20 protein-coding genes are annotated in these 22095 nt (G+C 62.5%); 12 read left to right on the top strand and 8 right to left on the bottom strand.

Annotated features, from left to right (window positions below):
- The first annotated feature begins 159 nt into the window (after positions 1-159).
- Both purB and ISS99_RS15290 read left to right on the top strand, forming a co-directional pair.
- Entirely contained in the window at positions 160-1527 is a 1368-nt protein-coding gene (gene purB, locus ISS99_RS15295; RefSeq protein WP_204632445.1) for an adenylosuccinate lyase, read from the top strand.
- A 67-nt stretch (positions 1528-1594) separates the two neighbouring features.
- On the top strand, positions 1595-2344 hold the full coding sequence (locus tag ISS99_RS15290; protein WP_204632444.1) for a sulfite exporter TauE/SafE family protein: 750 nt from the start codon (positions 1595-1597) through the stop codon (positions 2342-2344).
- Positions 2345-2366: 22 nt separating this feature from the next.
- Here the strand turns inward: ISS99_RS15290 and ISS99_RS15285 are convergent, their stop codons facing one another.
- Positions 2367-2966: a hypothetical protein gene (locus ISS99_RS15285; RefSeq protein ID WP_204632443.1), complete on the bottom strand. Its 600-nt coding sequence runs from the start codon at positions 2964-2966 to the stop codon at positions 2367-2369.
- A gap of 126 nt (positions 2967-3092) precedes the next feature.
- On the opposite strand from ISS99_RS15285, the gene ISS99_RS15280 reads away from it, so the two are divergent.
- From ISS99_RS15280 to pilH, 8 genes are all read left to right on the top strand, one after another.
- Positions 3093-4304, top strand: coding sequence for a cupin domain-containing protein (locus tag ISS99_RS15280; protein WP_204632442.1), 1212 nt, complete (start codon positions 3093-3095; stop codon positions 4302-4304).
- Positions 4301-4819, top strand: coding sequence for a DUF7931 domain-containing protein (locus tag ISS99_RS15275; protein WP_239537944.1), 519 nt, complete (start codon positions 4301-4303; stop codon positions 4817-4819). The genes ISS99_RS15280 and ISS99_RS15275 overlap by 4 nt, the downstream gene beginning before the upstream one ends.
- Positions 4820-5066: 247 nt before the next feature.
- The gene (locus ISS99_RS15270) at positions 5067-7910 is read left to right on the top strand and encodes a 2-oxoglutarate dehydrogenase E1 component (RefSeq protein ID WP_204632441.1); all 2844 of its coding nucleotides are present in this window, start codon (positions 5067-5069) and stop codon (positions 7908-7910) included.
- Positions 7911-7991: 81 nt separating this feature from the next.
- Positions 7992-9191 (top strand): 2-oxoglutarate dehydrogenase complex dihydrolipoyllysine-residue succinyltransferase, encoded by a 1200-nt coding sequence (odhB, locus tag ISS99_RS15265; RefSeq protein WP_204632440.1) that lies wholly within the window; start codon positions 7992-7994, stop codon positions 9189-9191.
- Positions 9192-9309: 118 nt separating this feature from the next.
- Positions 9310-10734 (top strand): dihydrolipoyl dehydrogenase, encoded by a 1425-nt coding sequence (gene lpdA, locus ISS99_RS15260; protein ID WP_204632439.1) that lies wholly within the window; start codon positions 9310-9312, stop codon positions 10732-10734.
- A 161-nt stretch (positions 10735-10895) separates the two neighbouring features.
- Positions 10896-11492: an LOG family protein gene (locus ISS99_RS15255; RefSeq protein WP_204632438.1), complete on the top strand. Its 597-nt coding sequence runs from the start codon at positions 10896-10898 to the stop codon at positions 11490-11492.
- Positions 11493-11506: 14 nt separating this feature from the next.
- A complete protein-coding gene (locus ISS99_RS15250) occupies positions 11507-12511 on the top strand; it encodes an acrylyl-CoA reductase family protein (RefSeq protein ID WP_204632437.1) in 1005 nt (334 codons plus the stop codon).
- A gap of 78 nt (positions 12512-12589) precedes the next feature.
- Complete coding sequence (pilH, locus tag ISS99_RS15245) at positions 12590-12955, top strand: twitching motility response regulator PilH (protein WP_192674868.1); 366 nt, start codon at positions 12590-12592, stop codon at positions 12953-12955.
- Positions 12956-13031: 76 nt separating this feature from the next.
- Here pilH and ISS99_RS15240 read toward each other — a convergent pair whose 3' ends face one another.
- A complete protein-coding gene (locus ISS99_RS15240; protein ID WP_204632436.1) occupies positions 13032-13931 on the bottom strand; it encodes a DnaJ C-terminal domain-containing protein in 900 nt (299 codons plus the stop codon).
- 96 nt (positions 13932-14027) lie between these two features.
- On the bottom strand, positions 14028-14477 hold the full coding sequence (locus ISS99_RS15235) for an Hsp20/alpha crystallin family protein (RefSeq protein WP_204632435.1): 450 nt from the start codon (positions 14475-14477) through the stop codon (positions 14028-14030).
- A 138-nt stretch (positions 14478-14615) separates the two neighbouring features.
- Between ISS99_RS15235 and ISS99_RS15230 the strand changes: the two genes are divergently transcribed.
- Both ISS99_RS15230 and ISS99_RS15225 read left to right on the top strand, forming a co-directional pair.
- A complete protein-coding gene (locus ISS99_RS15230) occupies positions 14616-15104 on the top strand; it encodes a peroxiredoxin (protein ID WP_204632434.1) in 489 nt (162 codons plus the stop codon).
- 174 nt (positions 15105-15278) lie between these two features.
- Positions 15279-15563 (top strand): hypothetical protein, encoded by a 285-nt coding sequence (locus tag ISS99_RS15225; protein WP_204632433.1) that lies wholly within the window; start codon positions 15279-15281, stop codon positions 15561-15563.
- A 48-nt stretch (positions 15564-15611) separates the two neighbouring features.
- On the opposite strand, the gene gyrA is transcribed toward ISS99_RS15225, so the two are convergent.
- The 5 genes from gyrA to ISS99_RS15200 all read right to left on the bottom strand — a co-directional run bounded on the left by gyrA (position 15612) and on the right by ISS99_RS15200 (position 22001).
- Entirely contained in the window at positions 15612-18206 is a 2595-nt protein-coding gene (gene gyrA, locus ISS99_RS15220) for a DNA gyrase subunit A (RefSeq protein ID WP_204632432.1), read from the bottom strand.
- Between the two features lie 136 nt (positions 18207-18342).
- Entirely contained in the window at positions 18343-18753 is a 411-nt protein-coding gene (locus ISS99_RS15215) for a GtrA family protein (RefSeq protein WP_204632431.1), read from the bottom strand.
- Positions 18750-19778 carry an S-methyl-5-thioribose-1-phosphate isomerase gene (mtnA, locus tag ISS99_RS15210; RefSeq protein ID WP_204632430.1) on the bottom strand — a complete coding sequence of 343 codons (1029 nt, stop codon included), beginning with the start codon at positions 19776-19778 and terminating at the stop codon, positions 18750-18752. Before mtnA ends, ISS99_RS15215 begins: the two co-directional genes overlap by 4 nt.
- Before the next feature lie 90 nt (positions 19779-19868).
- Complete coding sequence (gene phaC, locus ISS99_RS15205; protein WP_204632429.1) at positions 19869-20936, bottom strand: class III poly(R)-hydroxyalkanoic acid synthase subunit PhaC; 1068 nt, start codon at positions 20934-20936, stop codon at positions 19869-19871.
- Between the two features lie 9 nt (positions 20937-20945).
- Positions 20946-22001, bottom strand: a complete 1056-nt coding sequence (locus ISS99_RS15200) for a poly(R)-hydroxyalkanoic acid synthase subunit PhaE (RefSeq protein ID WP_204632428.1) — start codon at positions 21999-22001, stop codon at positions 20946-20948.
- Positions 22002-22095: the final 94 nt, after the last annotated feature.

Here is a 22095-nt window from a genome sequence, read left to right as displayed (position 1 = left end):
TCGTACTGGGAAACCGGTTGAATGCCCGAGATGAGGAACGTGCCGTGAAATCACAAGGCTCCTACGGCGCAATCCTGGCCTGGGAACTATAGGGCCGCCGACGTAAACCCGGCGGCAATGTAAAATGCCGGATTCTCAAAGCCCGCCGGAACTCGACCGATGTCCACCCACGCCCTCACCGCCCTGTCCCCGCTGGACGGCCGATACGCCAGCAAGACCGAAGCGCTGCGCCCCATTTTCAGCGAATTCGGCCTGATGCATCGCCGCGTACATGTGGAGATCGAATGGCTGCTGGCCCTGGCCGCCGAGGCAGGCATCGCCGAGTTGCCCCCCTTCACCCCGGCGCAGACAGACAAGCTCAAAGCGATTGCCACCCACTTCAGTGTCGAGGACGGCGCCCGCATCAAGGCCATCGAAGCCACCACTAACCACGACGTGAAAGCGGTGGAGTATTTCATCAAGGAACGCATCGGCAACGATGAAGCACTGGCCCAGGCCAAGGAATTCGTACATTTCGCCTGCACCAGCGAAGACATCAACAATCTTTCCTATGCGCTGATGCTGCGCGATGCGCGTACCCACGTACTGCTGCCCTGGCTCGACAAGATCATCGCCAAGCTGCGCGAGCTGTCGCACGCCAATGCCGATCTGCCGATGCTGTCGCGCACGCACGGCCAGACCGCTTCGCCCAGCACCCTGGGCAAGGAGCTGGCGAATGTCGTGGCCCGGCTTGAGCGCCAACGCAAGCAGCTGTCCGCGCTGGAAGTACCCGGCAAGATCAACGGCGCCGTGGGCAACTACAACGCGCACGCCATCACCTATCCGGAAGTTGACTGGCGCGCGTTTTCGCAGAGCTTCGTCGCCAGCCTCGGCCTGGACTACAACCCCTACACCACGCAGATCGAACCGCACGATGGCGTCGCGGAATACTGCGACGTGATCCGTCGCGCCAATACGATCATGATCGATCTGGCCCGCGACGTCTGGGGCTATGTCTCGCTGGGTTATTTCAAACAGGCCTTGAAGGCTGGCGAAGTCGGCTCCTCGACCATGCCGCACAAGGTCAACCCGATCGATTTCGAAAACGCCGAAGGCAACTTCGGCCTGGCGAACGCCCTGCTCGGCCACTTTGCCGAAAAGCTGCCTATCAGCCGCTGGCAGCGCGACCTCACCGACTCCACCGTGCTGCGCGCCCTCGGCACCGCCTTCGGCCACACCCTCGTGGCGCTGGAGTCGCTGCAGAAGGGCCTGGGCAAACTCAACGTCAATGCGGACCGCCTCGCCGCCGACCTCGATGCCAGCTGGGAAGTGCTCGCAGAGGCCGTGCAGACCGTGATGCGTCGCTATGGCCTGCCGGAGCCCTACGAGCAGTTGAAGGCGCTGACACGTGGCCAGGGCATTACCCGCGACTCCATGCGCCAGTTCATCGGCAGCCTGGCGCTGCCCGCGGACGCCAAGCAGCGTCTGCTCGATCTGACGCCCGGCACCTACACCGGTCTGGCCGCTAATCTGGCAAAAAGGATCTGATTCGCCGGACCGGACAAAGCGGGGCGGCATTTGTCATCATGCCCCCTGCCCGGTCTGAACGAGCATCATGTCGCCTCTTTCCGAATTCCTGATCTTTGCCGGCATCGGTGCGCTCGCCCAGTTGGTGGACGGCGCACTGGGCATGGCCTACGGCGTGACCTCCGCGGGCATGCTGCTGGGCATGGGCATGCCACCGGCGCTGGCCAGCGCCAGCGTGCACTATGCGGAGACCTTTACCTGCGGGGCCTCCGGCCTGAGCCACTGGTGGGCCGGCAATGTGCAGAAGCGCCTGTTCTGGGTCTTGGCGATTCCCGGTGTCATCGGCGCGGTCATCGGCGCGACCTTGCTTGCCCATCTGCCGCCGATCTGGATCCGCTATTTCCTTACCCCCTATCTGTTGTTGATGGGGCTTTTCCTGCTCTTTCGCACCACTCGCCGCAAGGAGCGCCGGCAGGACGTCCCGCGCGGCACCGGTGTGCTGGGTTTCGTGGCAGGCGTACTCGACGCGGCAGGCGGCGGCGGCTGGAGCGCCTTGACCGTTACCACCATGGTGGCGCGCGGGCAGGAACCTCGCGTGGTGATCGGCAGCGTGCACCTGGCCAAATGCGTCGTCAGCCTGGCCGCCAGCATCACGTTCCTGCTGAGCATCGGCGAAAGCAAACTCCACATCGTGCTCGGCCTGATCATTGGCGGCGTCGTTGCCGCCCCCTTTGGCGCATGGCTGGTGCGCCGGTTGCCGCCGCGCGTATCGACATTGCTGGCAGGCCTGACCGTGATGGCGCTGGGCTTGTACAACGCCTATCACTTGTTGCGCTGAGCACCGCGCAGCCGCGCCAGACCTAGCGCGACAGGTCGCAGATCCAGTTCACTTCCCAGTTTCTGCCGCCATCCGGTGAAAACGCCTGCTCCATGTGCGCCGCACGGGGCGAAACGTCGAGCCATACCCAGCGCACCAGCACGACACGCCCGTTCCAGACAATCCGGTTGTAGAACTCGCCGCGGTTGCCGTGAAACTCACCGACCACGGGAGCTGCCGGATCGAGCTCGCCGTTGTCCGCATCGATGCCGTAAATGATCCACTGGTGGGTGTGCGGGTTGTACATGCGCAGGGTCTGAGCCCTGAGCCGCTGCGTCTTGTCGGTGCTGGTGACGTCGAACTGCTCGAGGTTCGCGTTGGTATCAAACAGTTTGTGATGGTTGGAGATGCCGTCGTAATCCACCCAGTCGTGGGCGCCGACCAGGCGATCGGGCAAGCGACGGACGTGCGCCTTCCAATCCCCGATGAGGAAATCGAAATCGTGCGAGCCGTCGCGCTGCGGTCCGGCCATGACTGCCGTGGGATCGGGCGCTGCGGTCGCGAAAGCGGCTCCGCTGAGGGATATCAGCATCAGCATTGAGGGTAGGAGGAACGTGGTTGCAATCCGCTTTCCCAGTGCCATGCCTTCCTCCCGTGCCATGCCGTGCAGAAAAGGTGTCCCGCAGCATACGCCCGGCCTTGATCGCGCCTCACGTGCCAGATGGGCTGCCCGCGCTTTCCCGCAAACAGATTCCCTACAATGCCGGCCATGACCCTGACCCAAGCCCCCCGCAAGCCGCTACCGATCGAGGTGCGCGGCACGTCGAAGCTGCCACTAGGCATGACCACCGCGCAATTCCTGCGCGATTACTGGCAAAAACGTCCACTGCTCATTCGCGACGCGTTTCCTGACTTTCATCCGCCGCTTGCCCCGGAAGACCTGGCCGGCCTGGCGTGCGAGGAAAACGCACTCTCGCGGCTGATCCAGCACGATGAGGATCGCGAGCGCTGGCGGATGAAAACCGGTCCGCTCAGCGAGGGGGATTTTGCCAAGACCGGCGACGCGAACTGGACCCTGCTGGTACAGGACGTCGACAAATGGGATATGGACGTCGCCGCGCTGCTGGAACATTTCAGTTTCCTGCCCAGTTGGCGCGTGGACGATGTGATGGTGTCCTATGCCGAACCGGGCGGCGGCGTGGGGGCACACGTCGATCAATATGATGTATTCCTTCTGCAAGGACTGGGGCAGCGCCACTGGGCGATCAGCACGGACCCGGATGCGCCCAAGGACTTCCGCAGCGATGTGGAACTCAAACAATTGCAGCAGTTCGAGCCCACCCACGAATGGCTGCTGGAGCCGGGCGACATGCTGTACCTGCCCCCGGGCGTGCCCCACGACGGCATCGCCTTCGGCGGCCCCTGCATGACCTTTTCGGTAGGTATGCGTGCGCCTTCGCAAGCCGAACTGGTCGGTGACCTGGCCGACTATCTGGCCGAGCATCTATCCGAGGACCAGCGCTACGCCGATCCCGATCTGGCACCAGCCAAACGCCCCGGAGAGATCGACAAGGCGGCCTTGGCCCGCGCCCAGGAAGCCGTGCCGCTCGCCGCGGGGTTGGACGAAGCCACCCTGGCCGACTGGTTCGGCCGCTTCATCACCCGCTACCGCGCCGCCCAAACACCGCTCCCGCCGGACAAGCCGCTCAGCGAAGCGGCCTTGATGAAGCAACTCGATGGCGGTGCTTCGTTGCTGCGCCACCCCTGGTCGCGCATGGCGTGGACCCAGCGCCGCCAGGCTTGCACTTTGTTCGCCAACGGCCATGCCTATCCCGCGTCGGTTTCCGCGGCAGCGCGGCTCTGTGGGCAGCGCGTCGTGGCACCGCCGCACCAGCTGACAACTGACGAGCGCAAGTTGATGCTGGCCCTGGTCAACGACGGGCATCTGATCACCCGCAAGCTGCGCGGACGCCGCCAATGAGTGAAATCGTCCCTTCCTCGCCCGATCACGCTCCGCGAGCCACGAAGGGGCGCGAAGACCTGGCTGCCGCACGACTGGAACTGTTGACTGCCGCCCGGCACAAGCTGGCCATCCGCCTGCCCGTTCTCTCGCCCGACCTGTACAGCAGCGAGGCTGAGCTGAACCAGTTGCGGCGCCTGGCGACGTCCGGGCGCGGAGCGGAGATCCGCATCCTGCTCGGCGACCCGGCTGCCGCGCTGCGCGCCGGACACCGGCTGATCGATCTCGTCCAGCGGCTGCCGACGGCATTCCAGATCCGCACCCCGGCCAGCGAAGAAGGGGACGAAGGCACAGGCGACAACCACGCCTGGCTGCTCAATGACGTCTATGGCTACCTGTTCCTTCCCGACGCAGATCGAGCCGAGGGCAGGACCGCGCTGCGCGACGGCCCCGGACAGGCACCGTTGCAACTGCAATTTGAGCGAATGTGGGAGCGCGCCACGCCAGCCACCCAGCTCCAACCGCTGGGTTTGTAAACCGCAGGCTGAACAATAACCGCAGCAAACAAGCGGGTTTCGCGCTCCAACAGTCCATCGGGAGAGCTAAGGCCTTGTTGCCCATGCGCTCTTCCTCGTCGGTGGGTAGCAGCCATCGTCATGCCGCATCGCCAATCAGCTTGCCGCGTCGCAGCAGCCCCAGGCTATAATTAACGGGATTTTTCGCCAGCGAAAGCGCCTTCGACGGGTGACTCGCTGGGGGCCTCCCTTCCCTGCCGGTGGTGACGTGAGCACAAACCTAATCCGCGAGTTTTCCGAATCCTCGCAACTCGCAGGCGGCAACGCCGATTATGTTGAATCCTTGTATGAAACCTGGCTGGCCGACCCCGAGTCGGTGCCCGCCGAGTGGAATACGTACTTCAAGACCTTCAAAGGCCGCGAGTCTGGGGACGTTCCTCATTCCGCGGCCATTGCGCGTATAGAGGCGGCGCAAAAGCAGCGCCCCAGCGGCGCCGTCGCGGCGCCGGTCAGCGATGAACATGCGCGCAAACAGGCCGGCGTCCTGCGCCTGCTGACGGCCTATCGCTCGCGCGGCCACCTCGCCGCCGACCTCGATCCGCTGGGCCTGGCGCACAAGACCCACGCCCCGGACCTGGACCTGCCCTTCCACGGCCTGTCCGACGCCGACCTGGATACCGAATTCGACTGCGGCAACTTCGCCGGTGGCGGCCAGCGCATGAAGCTGCGCGAGCTGTTCTCGCGCCTCAAGCGCGTCTACACCAATACGGTCGGCTCGGAGTTCATGCACATCTCCGACCACACGCAGCGCAACTGGATCTACTCCCGCCTGGAGCAGGCCAACGGCACCGCCAGCCTGGACAAGGCAGGCAAGCAGCGCGTGCTCGACGGCCTCACCGCTGCCGAAGGACTGGAGCGCTACCTGCACACCAAGTACGTCGGCCAGAAGCGTTTCTCGCTGGAAGGCGGCGACAGCCTGATCCCGATGGTGGACGACGTCGTCCGCGCGGCCGGCGACAACGGCATCAAGGACCTGGTGATCGGCATGGCCCATCGCGGCCGCCTGAACGTGCTGGTGAACATCCTCGGCAAGCCGCCGAAGACGCTGTTCAATGAATTCGAAGGCAAGTTCGAGCATGCCGTGGACGACCCGGCCCACTCCGGCGACGTGAAGTACCACATGGGTTTCTCGGCCGACGTGCGTACGCCCAAGGGCGGCGTACACGTGGCGCTCGCGTTCAATCCCTCGCACCTGGAAATCGTCAATCCGGTGGTGGCCGGTTCGGTGCATGCACGCCAGGTCCGCCGCAAGGACAACGATCGCACCCAGTCGCTGGCCGTGCTGATCCACGGCGACGCCGCGCTGGCCGGCCAGGGCGTGAACATGGAATTGTTCAACATGTCGCAGGCCCGCGGCTTCAAGATCGGCGGCACCTTGCACATCGTAGTGAACAACCAGGTGGGCTTCACCACCTCCAATCCGCAGGACGCCCGCTCCACTCTTTATTGCACCGACCTGGCCAAGATGGTCAACGCGCCGGTGTTCCACGTGAATGGCGATGATCCGGAAGCCGTTATCCAGGTGACCCGCCTTGCTTACGAATTCCGCAAGGAGTTCCGCAAGGACGTGGTCATCGACCTGGTGTGCTATCGCCGCCACGGCCACAACGAGGCCGACGAACCGTCCGCCACGCAGCCGGTGATGTACCAGATCATCCGCAAGCGTCCCACCACGCGCGACCTGTATGCCCAGGAACTGGTGAAGCAGGGCCTGCTGGCCGAAGGCGATGCCCAGAAGCAATTCGACGCCTATCGCGACCGCCTCGAAGCCGGCGCGGCGATGACCGATCTGCACCCGTCGCTGACCAAGGACGTGGAAGTGGACTGGAGTCAGTTCATCGGCAAGAAGCTTTCCGCCTCTGCCAATACCGGCGTGGCGAAGACCAAACTGCTCGAACTGGCCAACCGCATCCTCGACCTGCCGAAGGATCTGACGCTGCAGTCGCGCGTTGCCAAGATCTACGACGACCGCCGCAAGATGGCCAGCGGCGAACTGCCGGGCGACTGGGGCTTTGCCGAAAACCTCGCCTACGCCACGCTGATCGACGAAGGCCACAATCTGCGCATGGTGGGCCAGGATGCCGGCCGCGGCACCTTCTTCCATCGCCACGCTGTGCTGCACGATCAGAAGGACGGCCATACCTACATGCCGTTGGCGACCTTGCGTCCCGACGCCGATGTCGAAGTGATCGACTCGCTGCTCAGCGAAGAGGCTGTGATGGCCTTCGAATACGGCCATGCCACCACCGATCCGCACACCCTCAACATCTGGGAAGCGCAGTTCGGCGACTTCGCCAATGGCGCGCAGGTGGTGATCGACCAGTTCATCAGCTCCGGCGAAGCCAAGTGGGATCGCCTGTGCGGTCTGGCGCTGTACCTGCCGCATGGCTACGAAGGCCAGGGTCCGGAGCACTCCTCCGCCCGCCTTGAGCGCTTCCTGCAGCTTTGCGCGCTGGACAACATGCAGGTCTGCGTACCGACCACGCCGGCGCAGGATTTCCACATGATCCGCCGCCAGATGCTGCGCCCAGTGCGCAAGCCGCTGATCGTGATGACGCCGAAGTCGCTGCTGCGCCACAAGCTGGCCGTGTCCACGCTGGACGAGCTGGCCAACGGCAGCTTCCAGTTGGTGATCGGCGAACATCGCGACCTGCCGGCCAAGAAGGTCAAGCGCATGGTGCTGTGCTCCGGCAAGGTCTACTACGACCTGCTGGAAGATGCCGAGAAGCGCGGCGTCAACGATGTCGCCATCGTGCGCGTCGAGCAGCTCTATCCGTTCCCGCGTCCGGAAGTCATGGCCGAACTGGAAAAGTATCCTTCCGTGAAGGAAGTGATCTGGTGCCAGGAAGAGCCGATGAACCAGGGCGCCTGGTTCCAGATCCGCCATCACCTGCAAGCCTGCGTGGGCACCAAGCAAAGCCTGTCCTATGCAGGCCGCGCGCGTTCGCCCGCGCCTGCCGCCGGCCACCTCAACGATCACGTCGCCGAACAGGCCGCGTTGGTCGATCAGGCACTGGTTGCAGCGGTCGGTCTCGATCACTCAGCAGAATAAACGTGTTTAGGAGTGCGGCCGGGATGACCGCTTTTTGATCTACGCGTTCATGGACGAGCGCTAAAACCTAAGGATTCATCTATGTCCACCGAAGTCAAAGTCCCCGTTCTGCCCGAGTCCGTCTCCGACGCCACCATCGCCACCTGGCACAAGAAGGCCGGTGAAGCGGTCAAGCGTGACGAAAACCTGGTCGATCTGGAAACCGACAAGGTCGTGCTGGAAGTGCCGTCACCGGTCGACGGCGTGCTGAAGGAAATCAAGTTCCAAAGCGGCGACACCGTCAACAGCCAGCAGGTGATCGCGGTCATCGAGGAAGGCGCTGTGGCTGCCGCATCGGCTCCGGTCGCTGCTGCACCGGCACCCGCCGCCGCTCCGGCCGCTGCAACCGCGCCGAAGGCTGCCGCGGGCTCCGCGGATCTTTCCCCGGCCGGCCTGCGCGTCGCTACCGAGCAAAACATCGATGCGTCCAAGGTCGCCGGCACCGGCCGCGATGGCCGCGTGACCAAGGAAGACCTGGTCAACTACGGCAAGGGCGGCGCTCCTGCCGCAGCTCCCGCTGCCGTGGCACCGACGCCGGGTTCGCGTCCGGAAGAACGCGTGCCGATGACCCGCATCCGCGCCCGCATTGCCGAGCGCCTGATGCAGTCGAAGAACTCGATCGCCATGCTCACCTCGTTCAACGAAGTGAACCTTGCCGAAGTCAGCAAGATGCGCAAGACGCTGGGCGAGCAGTTCGAAAAGGCCAACGGGGTGAAGCTCGGCTTCATGAGCTTCTTCGTGAAGGCCGCCACCGAAGCGCTGAAGCGCCATCCGGTCATCAACGCCTCGGTCGACGGCAACGACATCATCTATCACGGCTACCAGGACATCTCCATCGCCGTGTCCACCGACAAGGGCCTGGTCACGCCGGTGCTGCGCGATGCGCAGAACATGAGCTTCGCCGATGTCGAAAAGGGCATCGTCAACTACGCCAAGAAGGCGCGCGACGGCAAGCTCGGGCTGGATGACCTGCAGGGCGGCACCTTCACCATCACCAATGGCGGCACCTTCGGTTCGCTGCTGTCGACGCCGATCGTCAACCCGCCGCAGAGCGCGATTCTCGGCATGCACACCATCAAGGAACGTGCGATCGTCGAGAACGGCCAGGTGATCGCCGCGCCGATGATGTACCTGGCGCTGAGCTACGACCACCGCATCATCGACGGCAAGGACGCGGTGCTGTTCCTGGTGGACATCAAGAACCAGCTCGAGAATCCGCAGCGCATGCTGCTGGGCATGTAATGCGATCTGACGGACGGCAGCGCCCTGGTGCGCTTCCGTCCGTCGCGGCACACCCCTTTCGAAATCCCTTACGCGCCGCCATATACGGCACGATCCGCTCCCCAGGAAACTCGAAACCATGAGCGACAAATTCGACGTCATCGTCATCGGCGCCGGCCCTGCCGGTTATGTGGCCGCCATTCGCGCCGCGCAGCTCGGCCTCAAGACCGCTTGCGTGGATGCCTTTGTGGGCAAGGACGGCAAGCAGGCTCTCGGCGGTACCTGCCTCAACGTGGGCTGCATCCCGTCCAAGGCGCTGCTCGACTCTTCCAAGCAGTATTTCAACCTCGCGCACAACCTACCGGCACACGGCATTTCGGTGGAGAACGCGAAGGTCGACATGGCCACTTTCATCGGCCGCAAGGACAAGATCGTCAAGCAGTTCACCGGCGGCATTGGCCAGCTGTTCAAGGCCAACAAGATCACGCCGTTCTTCGGCAAGGGCAAGCTGCTGAAAGGTAATAACGTCGAGATCACTGGTAACGACGGCAGCAAGCAGACCATCAGCGCCACCAACGTGATCCTCGCTTCCGGCTCGGTGCCGATCGAGCTGCCGTTCGCCAAGTTCGACGGCAAGAACATCATCGACAACGCTGGCGCGCTCGACATCAATGAAGTGCCCAAGCGCCTGGGCGTGATCGGCGCCGGCGTGATCGGCCTGGAACTGGGCAGCGTGTGGAACCGCTTGGGTTCGGAAGTCACGATCCTCGAAGCGCTGCCGGACTTCCTCTCGGTGGCCGATGCCGACGTGGCCAAGATCGCCAAGAAGGAATTCGAGAAGCAGGGCCTGGCCATCAAGCTCGGCGCCAAGCTGACCAAGGCCGAAGTCAAAAAGAACGAAGTCGCGCTGACCTACGAAGACAAGGACGGCTCGCACGAAATCACCGTCGACAAGCTGCTGGTCGCCGTGGGCCGCCGCGCCTACACCGAAGGCCTGCTGGCCGACGACACCGGCGTAAAGCTGGATGAGCGTGGTCGCATCGTGGTCGACGAACACAACCACACCGGCGTGGACGGCGTGTGGGCGATCGGCGACACCGTGCGCGGTCCGATGCTCGCGCACAAGGGTTCCGAAGAAGGCGTTGCAGTCGCCGAGTGGATCGCCGGCAAGGCGGGCCACATCAACTTCGACACCATTCCGTGGGTGATCTACACCGAACCGGAAATCGCCTGGGCCGGCAAAACCGAAAAGGAACTGAAGGACGCCGGCGTTCCGTATAAGATCGGCACCTTCCCGTTCGCCGCCATCGGCCGCGCCGTGGCGATGAACGAAGCCATCGGCCAGGTGAAGGTCATTGCGCATGCCGAAACCGATCGCCTGCTCGGCGTGCACATGGTTGGCCCGGGCGTATCCGAGCTGATCGCCGAAGCCGTGGTCGCGATGGAGTTCAAGGGCTCCGCCGAAGACCTGGCCCGCATTGTTCACGCCCACCCGACCCTGTCGGAAGCCGTGCACGAAGCGGCGCTCTCGGTCGACAAGCGCGCCATTCACAAGGGCAACTGAGGTCAGGATGACCCCTCCCGGGACAACGCGCGAACGCGTGGGGCTCCGGGATACAGCATCGATGGCCCGCTCGTGGCGACATGAGCGGGCCTTTGTTTTCGGTCTGGCCGAAAACGACGAATCGATATCGTGCGTGTTCACCTGACGGAGTCGTCTTCACCATGCCTCTTCCAACCGCCCTTTGCGTTTATTGCGGCTCCAGTTCCGGCAATCACCCCGACTATGTGGAAACCGCTCGTGCGTTCGGAACGGAAATGGTCCGTCGCGGCATCACCTTGGTCTACGGCGGCGGCAAAGTCGGCCTGATGGGTACGGTGGCCGACGCGGTACTGGCGGCCGGCGGCAAAGCCATCGGCGTCATCCCTCGCCAACTGGTGGAACGCGAAGTGGCGCATCCGGGCCTGACCGAGATGCACGTGGTCGAGACCATGCACCAGCGCAAGACCCGCATGTACGAACTGTCGGACGCCTTCGTCGCCCTCCCCGGCGGCTTCGGCACCATGGACGAGATGTTCGAGATGCTCACCTGGGCGCAATTGGGATTGCATCGATACCCGTGCGCTTTCTTCAATGTGCGCAACTATTACACCGCGTTGCGCGACATGATGGATCACATGGTTTCGGAGTCTTTCGTGCGTACCGAGAATCGCCAAGGCATCTGGTTCGGTGACGACGTGACGCAGCTTTTCGAATGGATGTCGCATTATCAAGGCGATCACCTGCCCAAATGGATCGACAACCACAGCGTCAAAGCCTGATCGAGAACGCCATCATGAGCACAAATACCGATTTCCGCGCCTTTCGCATCCACAACGATACTGCCGGCTACCGTGGCGGCATCGCGACGATGAACACCGCAGAGCTCAGCGCAGGCGAAGTGCAGGTCAAGGTCGCCTACTCGTCGGTGAATTACAAAGACGCCTTGGCCGGCACCGGCAAGGGCAAAATTCTTCGCCAATACCCGCTCAACGGCGGCATTGATGCGGCGGGGGTGGTGACCGCCTCCAGCGTCCCGCACATCAAGGAAGGCGACGCCGTCCTGTGCACCGGCAGCGGTCTGTCCGAAACGCGCGACGGCGGCTACGGGCAGTACATCTGCCTGCCGGCGGCCTGGACCATCCCCCTGCCCCAGGGCCTGACTCTGCGCGAAAGCATGATCCTTGGTACCGCCGGCTTTACGGCCGCACTGGGCCTGCTGCGCATGCAAGACAACCACCAGACACCGGCGCAGGGCCCGATCGCCGTCACCGGCGCCAGCGGCGGCGTGGGCATGCTTGCGATTGATGTCTTCAGCCGGGCCGGCTACGAGGTACACGCCATCAGCGGCAAGGCTGCGCAATTCGATTTCCTGCGCAGCCTCGGCGCCACCGAATGCATCGACCGCCACCAGCTTGCATTCAGCGGCAAACCCATGGATTCGGCCCGCTTCGGCGGCGCGCTGGACAACGTCGGCGGCGCGATGCTGGCCGGGCTGCTTCCGCTCATCGTGCCCTACGGCAACGTCGCCATCTGCGGCAATGCCGGCGGCATCGCCTTCGACGGGACCGTCATGCCGTTCATCATCCGCGGCGCCAGCCTGCTCGGCATCGCTTCCGCCGGCACACCCCGCGACCAGCGCGATGAGGTGTGGCAACATCTAGCCAGCGACTGGAAGCCGCTCCATCTCGACCGGATCGCCACCCGGGAGGTCACGCTGGAGCAGTTGCCAGAAGTGTTCGAGCGTATGCTGGCAGGCGAGTCGTTTGGCCGTACCATTGTGCGCGTCGGCACCGTTTGACGCCTGCGACCGCGTTTAAACTTGGAAGCGCCGTCACGGCGACTTAGAATTAACGAAACAACAGGGGATCCCCACCTTATGGCACGCATCCTAATCGTCGACGACTCGCCGTCGCAGCTCCTCGGTATCAAGCGCATCGTCGAGAAACTCGGCCATGAGACGCTGACCGCCGAAGACGGCGCAGCAGGTGTCGCGGTAGCCAAGCAGGAAAAGCCTGCCCTGATCCTGATGGACGTGGTGATGCCCAATCTCAATGGCTTCCAAGCCACGCGCACCATCAGCAAGGATCCGGAAACCGCGCACATTCCGATCGTGCTGGTGACCACCAAGGACCAGGAAACCGACAAAGTCTGGGGCATGCGCCAGGGCGCAAAAGCCTACGTGACCAAGCCGATCAAGGAAGAAGAACTGGTCGCGGTGCTGAAGGAACTGCTGCCGGCCTGAAGAGTCCAGCCAAACCCGATAAACGCAAACGGCGCCTTACGGCGCCGTTTTGTTTCCTACCCGCGAGGGCAGCCCCTCAGTGACGCGGATCGTAGTGCGCAAATTGCGCGCGCAATGCTTCATAGGCTTCACGTTGCGCCTCACTCTCGACCGCCGGGACGCGGATCGATATTTCCACCAGTTGATCGCCAGGCACGTGCCCCGGCATGCCACGCCCCTTCAGGCGCAGTTTGCGGCCCGACTGGGTAGCCGCCGGAATACGCAGGTCGACTGCGCCGGCCAGCGTAGGTACCGGCACGGTCGCCCCCAGGGCAGCCTCCCAGGGGCTGATCGGCAGCGAGCAAAGCACGTTGTGTCCATCCAGCTTGAAGCGTGCATCCTCGCGTATGCCCACTTCCAGCAGCAGATCGCCGTTCGGGCCGCCTCCCATGCCGGGCTGGCCCTGGCCGCTCAACCGGATCACCTTGCCGGGCAGGATGCCCGCAGGAATCTTCACCTCGAGCACCCGCTCGCTGCCGCTGCCGTCGTCGAGACTGAGGCGGGTGCGGCCACCATCGAAAGCGGTCTGCAGGTCGATCTGCACGTGAGCCTGCACATCGCGGCCCCGGCGGGCCTTCGGCGTTCCCTGACGGGCTCCGCCTGCAGCCCGGCCAAAAAGGCTTTCGAAGAAATCGCTGAAATCGCCTTCCCCGGCCTCACCGAAATCAAAGCCCTGGCCTTGCCAGTTCGGCGGCGGGCGGAACTGCTCGCCTGACCGATAGCCGCCCGCACGCAACTGATCGTAAGCACGGCGCTTTTCGGCATCGCGCAACACTTCGTTGGCCTCGTTGATCGCCTTGAACTTCTCTTCGGCGCCAGCGTCCTTGTTCTTGTCCGGATGATATTTACGCGCCAGCTTGCGATAAGCCGCCTTGATATCGGCCTCGCTGGCATCGGGCTTCACACCCAGGATGTCGTAATAATCTTTGAATTCCACTGCCACTCCCCAGCATTGATCTGCACAACACAGGCAGCCCGCCACGGATCATCGTCCGTGGCGGGCTGCCGATGCAACATCAAGCGATAGCTGACGTTACTGCGCGGTATGAATGGTGATGCGCCGCGGCGCGACCTGCGCCCTCTTGGGAATCGCGATCTCCAGCACACCGTGTTTGCCGGTGGCGCTGACATTCTCGGCATCGGCGCTGTCGGGCAAGGTAAAGCGGCGGTGGAAACGACCGTGCGCACGCTCCACTCGTGTAAAGCGGCTGTTTTGCTCGCTCTTCTCGACGGCACGCTCGCCCTTGATGGAGAGCACGCCCTTGTCCATGCTCACCTCGATCGAAGACGGGTCGACCCCGGGCACGTCCACGAAGATCACAAAACGCCGTTCTTCTTCCTTGATGTCCACACGCGGAGCCCACTGGCCGGTCGGCACATTGGATGCATCGCTCTCGTCGTGCTGAAACAAGCGATCGAATACGTGACGGACATCCGACGGAAAAGCGTTGGCGCCCCAAACGGCACTGCGGCTCGGATTCATAGCTGTCTACCTCGAAATAGGTGCGGTGCGACCACCGCTTGAGAGCTAGATAGTTCCGAAGTGCTTCATTTCAAGGCGACAAGCCGCCCCGCACGGCAGTAGCATGCGGCCGTTGCCTTCACTTCAGTGAGTTCCCTCATGCCCATCCAGATTGGCCAATCCCTGCCCGATGTCGAAATTGCCGTGGTCGACGGCGCAGCCGAGATCAAGCGTATTCCGTCCAGCGAGCTTTTCGCGGGCAGGAACGTCGTGTTGTTCGGCGTTCCCGGCGCTTTTACGCCCACCTGCTCGGAACGCCATCTACCCGGCTACGTGAAGCACTACCAGACATTCAAGGCGCGCGGCATGGATGTCTATGGCATGTCAGTCAACGATGCATTTGTCATGAAAGCCTGGGGCGCGTCGCAACACGTGCCGGAAGGCCTGAAGCTGCTCGCAGACGGTAATGCATCACTGACCAAGGCTCTGGGCTTGGAGATGGACGGTAGCGCTTACGGCATGGGCATCCGCTCACGCCGGTTCGCACTGCATGCCGAAAACGGTATCGTCAAATGGATTGGCGTCGAGAGTCCCGGAGAGTTACGAGTGAGCGGTGCGGAAGCGGTTCTGCAGCAACTGCTGAGCTAGACCCTACAAAATGACGAGATGAATATCACATTTGTCTGCAGTCATTTTCCTACAAAGTAGCAGCGGGCAACTTATAGCGATCCGCGCCTGCTTTGTATTGCGCACGTGTTGGCAACGCCCCGCCGACATTTCCGAAAGGGCGCCAAGGCCATGCCGGATTCAAGGGGATCCGGTGTGAAAATTCGCAACGTATTGGCCACAGCAACCCTGTGCCTTTTGTGTATGGCCGATGTGCAGGCGAGCACGACATCCGGCGGGATCATCACGTTCAGAGGGGGCATCGTTCAGATGGCCTCAGCGTCTTCGCCGGCAACACCACACAACCATGCCGAGTTGGCACAAACCAGCCAAGCCTACGCGCTCCGTGATGCCCAGCGAAAATTGTCGAGCGACGTGCTCGATTATTTTGCAACGTACGCTCCGAAGAACGCCCAATTGATCAGCGTGACCTACCGTTGATGTTGCCGACGTGAGCTTCCCTCTCAAGAGGGAAGCTCACGTGCGTCATCACGATGCTTCGTTTGCGTCGCCCTGCTCCGGGGCAGGCTCGTCGCCGGCTTCCGTCTCTTCGCCGTTGCTTTCGTCGGCGTCCAGACGCACCACGCTGACGAGCGCTTCTTCGGCAGGCAGGCGGATCAGGGTCACGCCCTGGGTATTGCGGCCCAGCTGGGAAATCTCGGTGACGCGGGTGCGCACCAGGGTTCCCTGATTGGAAATCAGCATCAATTCGTGTGCATCGGTGACCTGCACCGCCGCGACCAGCGCGCCATTGCGCTCCGAGCACTGAATACCGATCACACCCTGCGTACCACGCCCCTTCTTGGGGAATTCCTCGAGCTGCGTGCGCTTGCCGTAACCGCGTTCGGTAGCAGTCAGAACATCGCCCTCGGATGCCACGATCAGCGACACCACGTTCGCACCGTCGGCGAGCTTCATGCCGCGCACACCGGTGGCGGTACGTCCCATGGAACGCACTTCGCCTTCGTCGAAACGTACCACCTTGCCGTTCGATGCGAACAACAGTACGTCGCTATTGCCGTCGGTAAGCTCGACGCCGACCAGCGCATCGCCTTCATCCAGATTGATGGCGATCTTGCCCTTCTGCAATTGATAAGCAAATTCGGTCAGCGGCGTCTTTTTCACCGTGCCTTGCGCCGTCGAGAAGAAGACGAAACGATCTTCGCTGTACTCGTGTACCGGCAACACAGCCTGAACCTTTTCGCCTTCCGCCAGCGGCAGCAGGTTCACCATCGGCTTTCCGCGCGCATTCGGGCCCGCCTCCGGCATCTGGTAAACCTTCAGCCAGTAAACGCGACCGGTGCTGGTAAACGTGAGCAAGGTGTCGTGGGTATTGACCACCCACAACTGTTCGACGAAATCCTCTTCCTTCAGCGCCGATGCCGACCGGCCTTTGCCGCCGCGCCGTTGTGCGCGATAGGTGCTCGCAGGCTGGCGCTTCACGTAACCTGCGTGCGATAGCGTGACAACTACATCTTCCGGCGCAATCAGGTCGAGTACGTTGAGATCTTCTTGCGAATGCTGGATCTCGGTGCGGCGCTTGTCGCCGAACTCGGTCTTGACCGCTTCCAGCTCTTCGCGGATCACGGCGAGCAATCGCGCGGGATCTTCCAGGATCTGGATCAAGCCGCGGATGATTTCCAGAATCTCGCGGTATTCGTCGGACAGCTTTTCCTGCTCCAGCCCGGTGAGGCGATGCAGGCGCATGGCGAGGATTTCCTGCGCCTGCGTTTCGGAAAGCTGATACCCCCCGGACTTGAGTCCGTCGCGCGGATCCATGTCTTCGGGGCGCGAAGCCTCTGCACCCGCGGCGGCGAGCATCGCACCCACCATGCCCGGTTCCCACTTGCGCGCCAGCATGCGCTCGCGTGCTTCCTGCGGCGAGGCCGAGGTCTTGATCAGCTCGATCATCTCGTCGATGTTGGCGAGCGCAACCGTCAGGCCTTCCAGGATGTGCGCACGGGCACGGGCCTTGCGCAGCTCGAAAATCGTGCGGCGCGTGACGACTTCGCGGCGATGGCGAATGAACGCCTCGAGGATTTCCTTCAGATTAAGCGTGCGCGGCTGGCCGTCGACCAGCGCCACCATGTTTATGCCAAACGTGACCTGCAGCTGCGTCTGCTGGAACAGGTTGTTCAGTACCACGTCGGCCATCGAGTCGCGGCGGATCTCGATGACGATGCGCATGCCGTCCTTGTCGGATTCGTCGCGCAGCTCCGAAATGCCTTCGAGGCGCTTTTCCTTGACCAGTTCGGCGATCTTTTCGATCAGGCGCGCTTTGTTCACCTGGTACGGCAGCTCGTGGACGAGGATCGTCTCGCGGCCGTTGGATTCGGTTTCAATCTCGGTGCGTGCACGCACCAGAATGCGACCACGGCCGGTGCGATAGGCTTCGACAATACCGGCTGCACCATTGATGATGCCGGCGGTCGGAAAATCCGGACCGGGCACGTGCTGCATGAGGTCGTCGATGCTGAGCGACGGTTCGTCGATCAACGCAATGGTTGCCGAGACGACTTCCGTCAGATTGTGCGGCGGCACGTTGGTGGCCATGCCCACCGCGATGCCAGCCGAGCCGTTGACGAGCAAATTCGGCACACGCGTGGGCAATACCAGCGGCTCGTGCTCGCTTTCGTCGTAGTTGGGGCCAAAATCGACGGTTTCCTTGTCGATATCGGCCAACAGCTCGTGCGTAAGCTTGGCCATGCGCACTTCGGTGTAACGCATTGCCGCAGCGTTGTCGCCGTCGACCGAACCGAAGTTGCCTTGCCCGTCGACCAGCATGTAGCGCAACGAAAATGGCTGAGCCATGCGCACGATGGCATCGTAAACGGACGCGTCACCATGCGGATGGTATTTACCGATGACGTCACCGACGACGCGGGCGGATTTCTTGTAAGGCTTGTTCCAGGCGTTGCCCAGCTCGTTCATCGCAAACAGCACGCGGCGATGCACGGGTTTCAGACCATCACGGACGTCCGGGAGGGCGCGTCCCACGATCACGCTCATGGCGTAATCGAGATAGCTCTGGCGCATTTCGTCTTCGATATTGACGCGGATGACTTCTTTGGCGAGCTCTGCCATCAATCAGCTTCCCTGGTAACAAATAGGAGCCTCGCGACAGGCGCGGTGCGCTTGTCGGCAAGGATCAGACGGTAGCTTCGGAGTGTACCACAAAAGGGCTTGGAGGGCGCCCAAATAACCCTTCCCAATCAAAGAGTTATGAATGAGTTTTGGCGCGCTTGAAAAGGAGTGTCCGGGCGCTTACGAAATTGACGAATGCCGCGAAAAACGATCCCACGGCAACTGCCAGCACGGGCCACTTGTGCCAGCTTGGAATCTCGACGAGACATGCCACATAGGCCGCGTAATTGATGGCCGCACCGCCCCCCATCAAGGCCATCCAATGCAGCCATTCGGTGACCAGCGACCGGTTGCTTTGACGGGCCGCAAAGGTCTGGCTTCGATTCCACCACCAGGTGACCGTGGCCGCGGCGAGGAACGAAATCACCCGGCCCCCATACGGATTGAAATGCACGAAACTGACCAGCATCTGCACGATGCCGGCATCGACGACGAAGCCGATGGCGCCGCCGACGGCAAACAGCATCACTTCGTGGCGCAATTTCATACCGAGAAAACGGCTCGCATACGTTCCGTGGTGGGATGTTCGATCACGCCGCGCTCCGTAACGATGGCATCGATCAGCGAGGCCGGCGTGACGTCGAAAACCGGATTCCAGGCTTGCGCACCCTCCACCACGGTGCGGCGCCCGGCCACGCTTAGCAGCTCCGCCGCATCGCGCAATTCAATCTCGATGTCGTCGCCAGAGGCGGTGGCCATGTCGACGGTCGATGATGGCGCCACCACCATGAACTTCACGCCGTGATGGCGCGCGGCAATGGCCAGCTGGTAGGTGCCGATCTTGTTGGCAGTATCGCCGTTGGCCGCGATGCGGTCGGCGCCGACGATCACCCACTTCACCTCACCCGCTTTCATCAGGTGCGAGGCGGCGGAGTCGGCGATCAGCTTGGCAGGAATCCCGTCGCGAACCAGCTCCCACATGGTGAGGCGCGCGCCTTGTTGCCAAGGCCGGGTCTCGCCTGCATAGACGTGCTCAATGCGGCCGGCTGCGACACCTGCACGAATCACTCCCAACGCGGTGCCGTAGCCTGAGGTTGCTAGCGAACCGGTATTGCAATGGGTCATCACACAGGAACCCGGTGCGATAAGCGCAGCACCCAGTTCGCCCATGTGACGGTTGGCGGCCAGGTCTTCGTCCTGAATGGCTTGCGCCTCGCACTCCAGCGCATCGGCGTCCGCGCCAGCCGAGATGCGCGACTTCATGCGGTCGAGTGCCCACATCAGGTTTACTGCCGTCGGGCGGGCTGCACGCAATTGCGCCAGCGCCTGGTCAAGCGGTGCTCCCTGTTTGGCGGCAAGCACCACGCCCCAGGCCGCGGCAATGCCGATGGCGGGCGCACCACGCACGGCCAAATCCTTGATGGCTAACGTGACTGCAGCTGCGTCACGGCAGTCGAGCCACCGTTCCTCGGCCGGCAGTAGGCGCTGATCCAGCAATTGCAGGTAATCACCATGCCATTGCACGGCGCGAATGGTGTCGTGGGTTTGTTGGGTAACGGAGGCGGTCGTCATCGCCCCATTCTATCAGGCCCGACCGCAGGCGGCAGGCTGCGCTAACCCAGCCTACGCCGCTACGGCCGGTGCCGTTTGGGGAGTGTCGTTTCAGGTGCGATCGCGCAGCCACTGATGAATGGCCGGCGCCACTTCGCGCTGAGCTCGACTGGACACATAGATACCGATGTGTCCTCCCTTGAAAGCAAGCTCCGTGTAATCGGTGGTGCTGACGTGGCGCCCCAGTGGCCGGGAAGCATCCGGCGGCACCAGATGGTCCTGCGTGGCGTAGATGTTGAGAATGGGCTGGGAAATCATGCCCAGGTCGACCGGCTGCCTGCCGATCTGCAAATCGCCCTTGATCAACTTGTTCTGCTGGAAGAATTCCTTGATGAACTGGCGGAACGCTTCGCCGGCCTGATCGGGTGAGTCGAAAATCCAGCGCTCCATGCGCAGGAAATTTTTCAACTCGGCGGGATTGTCGAGAATGTCGACCATGCTGATGTATTTCTGCTGATTCAAGCGCAGCGGCTTGAGCATCAGATACACCCAATTCATCAGCTCTGCCGGGATATTGCCCATGGCGTCGACGAACAGATCCACGTCCATGCTTTGCACCCAGTGCGAAAGCATGTTGTCGGGGGTGCGAAAATCCACCGGCGTCACCATGGTGATGAGGTTCTTCACCTTTTCCGGGTGCATCGCGGTGTAGCACAGCGAGAATGTGCCGCCCTGGCAGATGCCGAGTAGGTTGATAGCTTCCAGACCATGGCGTTGGCGAATGATGTCGACGCAGCGATCCAAGTATCCGTTGAGATAATCGTCCAGCGTCAGCCAGCGGTCCGCGCCGTCCGGATAACCCCAATCGATCAGGTAGACGTCTTCGCCCTGCGCCAGCAGATTGCGCACCAGCGAGCGGTCATCCTGCAGGTCGGTCATCCAGACGGTGTTGACGAGCGCGTAGACGATGAGCGTCGGCACCTTTGCGGTAGGCCGGTCGCTGCCCTTGATGTGCCACAGAGTGAGCTTGTCTTCGCGATAGACTTCTTCGCGCGGCGTATTGGCGTATTCCTGTTCGCCCAGGCCGCGCAGGTTCTGCATGCCGGCAGCCAGCTTGCGCTGGAGCGCGGCCATTTCGTTGAAAGCCTGCTGCGGGTCGATGTGCAACGGAGTTTGCATGGGCGATCCTTACTTGCGCTTGCTCGAGGCGGAACGTGCTGTTTTGGTGCGTGATACCGCTGCGGACTTGCCATTGCCTTCTTCCGGCTTGCCGGCAATCGGCCTGACTTTGGCGGCGGCTTTGCTGGCCGCCAGCTCACGCTTGAGCTCGGCGATTTCCGCCTGCAGTGCGCCGACTTCGTTCGAACCCGCGTGGAATTCCCGCTGCTTGCTTGCCTGCAGATCGCGACGCAGTTGCTGCACGCGCTGGCCGAGGCTATGCACTTCGCTGCGAGTGGGAATGCCTAGCTCGCGGCACATTTTTTCGGTCTGTTGCTGCTGCAGCTTGCGCACCTGCATCTGTGCATTGACCATGGCACCGAAGACGTCGCGATACTCGTCGGACAAGGCCAGTTCCGAGTACGCCTCTTCCATGGCATCGACCCACAGGTCGTACAGCGCCTTCATGGAGTCGAGTTGTTTTCCCGGCTCCGTGCGCTGGCCGAGCATTTCCTGCAGGCGCGCAATGCCGCGCGTGCTCACTTGCTGCAACAAGGCGTGATAGCGCGCGTTGATTTGCACGTAGTCGTTGATTGCCGCGGCAAGCGCCTGCTGGTCCAACTGCATTTCGCGCGTGAGGCCGAACGCCGGCAGCCCTTGCATGGCCCCGGCTGCGTTCATGCCATTGACGCCGCTCATGCCGGCTCGCTGCATGGCCTGCAGCCAGGATTGCCACTGATGGTCCAGGCCGAAAGCGGACGCACTGTCGATGCCTGCGACCGTTTGAGCGAAAGGTGGCGTAAAGGCGGCCAGGAACGACTGCATCGCCGCGGGCTGCTGCCAGTTCCCCATTCCCATCATGGGCCCGAATCCGGCCGGCCCAGCTCCCGCGGCCTGCTGCAGCCAGCTCCCGTAAGCCTTGAGGCTGGCGAGGCTGCGGGTGAGCAGGTCGTCATTGGGGGCGGAAGGAGGTATCCCGAAGGGAGCGGGAGCACCCGATTGCTGCAGATAACGCATCCAGGAATCCCAGGATTGGCGCGCAAAGGCCTGGTAGTCCTTCAGAAAATCATGACCCTGATCCGACATGCCGGCATCCTCGAACGAAGCCAGCATCCTACCAAATACAAGATTGCGAAAATGAAAACGCCCGACTACAAGAGTCGAGCGTTTTCGATGATCG

Source organism: Dyella mobilis (genome assembly GCF_016904945.1).
Taxonomy (GTDB): domain Bacteria; phylum Pseudomonadota; class Gammaproteobacteria; order Xanthomonadales; family Rhodanobacteraceae; genus Dyella_B; species Dyella_B mobilis.
The sequence above is the reverse complement of the archived record's forward strand: the minus strand, read 5'-3'. Positions and strand labels throughout refer to the sequence as shown.